Source organism: Streptomyces sp. ATLC9, from assembly GCF_057196705.1.
In genome coordinates, this window is sequence record NZ_JBXUOY010000451.1 from 1 (window position 1) to 2,425 (window position 2,425).

General features: G+C 73.8%; 2 protein-coding genes and 1 pseudogene. 1 reads left to right on the forward strand and 2 read right to left on the reverse strand.

Translation table 11 applies throughout. The annotated features are described in order from the left end of the window. Window positions 1-43: 43 nt before the first annotated feature. Complete coding sequence (locus tag AC2CJA_RS26125) at window positions 44-574, reverse strand: pyridoxamine 5'-phosphate oxidase family protein (protein WP_484605132.1); 531 nt, start codon at window positions 572-574, stop codon at window positions 44-46. A gap of 155 nt (window positions 575-729) precedes the next feature. On the opposite strand from AC2CJA_RS26125, the pseudogene AC2CJA_RS26130 reads away from it, so the two are divergent. After that, window positions 730-1,350, forward strand: a pseudogene (locus AC2CJA_RS26130) (VOC family protein); the annotation flags it as partial. Between the two features lie 53 nt (window positions 1,351-1,403). Here AC2CJA_RS26130 and AC2CJA_RS26135 read toward each other — a convergent pair. Further along, a complete protein-coding gene (locus AC2CJA_RS26135; RefSeq protein ID WP_484605133.1) occupies window positions 1,404-2,315 on the reverse strand; it encodes an NAD-dependent protein deacetylase in 912 nt (303 codons plus the stop codon). Window positions 2,316-2,425 lie beyond the last annotated feature (110 nt).

A 2,425-nucleotide genomic window follows, 5' to 3' on the forward strand; every position in this document is an offset into this window, starting at 1 on the left:
GCTGTGACCTGTCGCCGCTGCCGAGCCGCGGCCCGTGCCCCGGTCAGGCCGGGGCGTTCACGGTGAGTTTCGCGGCGTCGGGGGCGTAGGCGGTCATCCAGTGCGGGCGCAGCCGGTAGTAGACCACATCCTCGTCCCAGTCGAAGGCGTCCTCGCCGTAGAGGTCCTTGAGGTACGAGAGCAGCTCCGGCCACCCCGCGGCCGGTTCGCCGCCGCGGGGGTTGAGGATCTCCACCTCGCCGTGGGTGAACACCCCCAGATCCTCGCCCCGCAGGTGCGCGGCGCTGGCGGCGGGCCGCACGGCGAGGTGACGGGCCTTGGCGGCGTCGCGTGCCGTGCCGAAGTGCCACCTTCCGTGCAGGAAGTGCCCGTCGACGCCGCTGATGCGCGGCTCGCCCTTCGCCGTCACGGTGGCCAGGGAGAGGGTGCACATGCCGGTGAGGACCCTGGTGAGCTGCCTCGCGGTCAGGGTGCGCTCGGTACTGACGATCGAGCGGAGATGCGGGGTGGAGCGGGAGAGCGAGGAGTCGAGAAGGGCCTGGAGCTCTTCGAACTCCTCCGGTGTTTCGCGCATGGGGATCCTTGTCCGTCCTTGGGGTCCAGGCCCGCGTCCACCGTCGACGCCGGCCGTCAAGGCCATACTCGACCCGAAACCCGACACCTCATGTCCGGTTTCCTCGATGCTCGTACTGTCCGTCTCCGGCTTCCACGCTGAGGCCGTACGGGACCGTGGCCGGGCTCGGCAGGCTGACCGAGGAGGGTGCGCGCTCGGCGTGGATGATCTACTACCGCGTCGCCGACGCGGACGCCACGACCCGGGCCGTCGAGCGGGCGGGCGGCACCGTGCGCGTGGCACCGACGGACCTGGGGGAGTGGGGCCGGATGGCGCAGTACAGCGATCAGCCGGGCGGCCGGTTCGCCATCTGGCAACCGGGGAAGAGCGCCGGCATCGAGTTGATCGGCCGGCCGGGCTCACTGCTCCGGACCGAGCTGTACACCAGCGACACCGCGGCGGCGAGGGAGTTCTACGGGGACGTCTTCGGCTGGCGGTTCGACGACACGGAGCTGCCGGACGGCGCGGGCACGTACTCCGTCATCACGGCCGCCGGGCTTCCCCGGGAGTGTGCGCAGGGCGGTGCCATGGGACTGCGTACCGAGGACCTCGCCCTGGCGGACGGACGGCCCTGCTGGCATCCGGTCTTCCAGGTCACCGACTGCGACGCCACGGTCGCCGCGGTCACCGGAAACGGCGGAAGCGTGCAGACGGGGCCGCAGGACGCGGAGGGCGTCGGCCGGATGGCCGTCTGCCCCGACCCGTGCAACGCGGACTTCGTGGTGCTCACCCCGAGCCGGAACCGAACCCGGGAGGGCGACGACGGCCGCTACCGCCGCGGCGCCTCCCGTCACCGCCCCGTCCGGGTCGGTGCCTGGCCGCCGACGGGGATGCCCAGTCGGCCGGCCACGGTGGTGAGGGCCGCTCCCAGGGGGAGCGCGACCCGGACGAGGGCGTGTCCGTCGCCCCGGGTCGGATCCTGGTTGACGATCAGTACCGGCTTTCCGTCCCGGGCCGCCTGGCGGACGAACCGGAGCCCGGACATCACCGTCAGCGAGGACCCCAGGACCAGCAGCGAGGACGCCTTGCTCACCAGCTCGCGGCAGTGCTCGACCCGCGGCGGCGGAACGGCTTCGCCGAAGAACACCACATCCGGTTTGAGGGTGCCGCCGCAGGCTGTGCAGGGCACCACGCGGAAGTCCCCGACCTGTTCGTCGGCGAGGTCGGCGTCACCGTCCGGGTTGAATCCGGCGGCCACCGGCTCGAAGCCCGCGTTGGCCTCCTCCAGCCGCCGGGCGAGTTCGCGGCGCGGGCCGGCGGCGCCGCAGGAGAGGCAGACGACCCGGGCCAGGCTTCCGTGGAGCTCCACGACGTCCTCGCTGCCGGCGGCCTGGTGCAGGCCGTCGACGTTCTGGGTGATCACGCCCGAGAGCAGCCCGTGCCGCCCGAACGCGGCCACGGCCCGGTGCCCGGCGTTGGGGCGGGCGCGGCCGAAGGTGCGCCAGCCGAGGTGGCTGCGCGCCCAGTAACGGCGCCGGGCCCGGGCGTCGGCGGTGAATTCCTGGTAGGTCATCGGGGTGTGCCGGCTCAGGCTCCCGCCCACACCCCGGTAGTCGGGGATGCCCGACTCGGTGGAGATGCCCGCTCCGCTGAGCACCAGCACACCGCCGGCGCCGAGCGCGTCGGCGACCGGTCCCGGGTCCGTGGTGCCCGGCGGCAGGTCCTCGGTGGGCGTCCAGCTCAGAGTGGGGCGCATGCGCATGCCGCCAGGGTACGGAAACAGGCCGCGCCCGGTCGTCCCCGCCGGCCCAGGGGCGGCGCGCGGCCACCTCACGCCGTTGCCGCGGGCGCGGCGGCCTGCCCCCGCGGGGG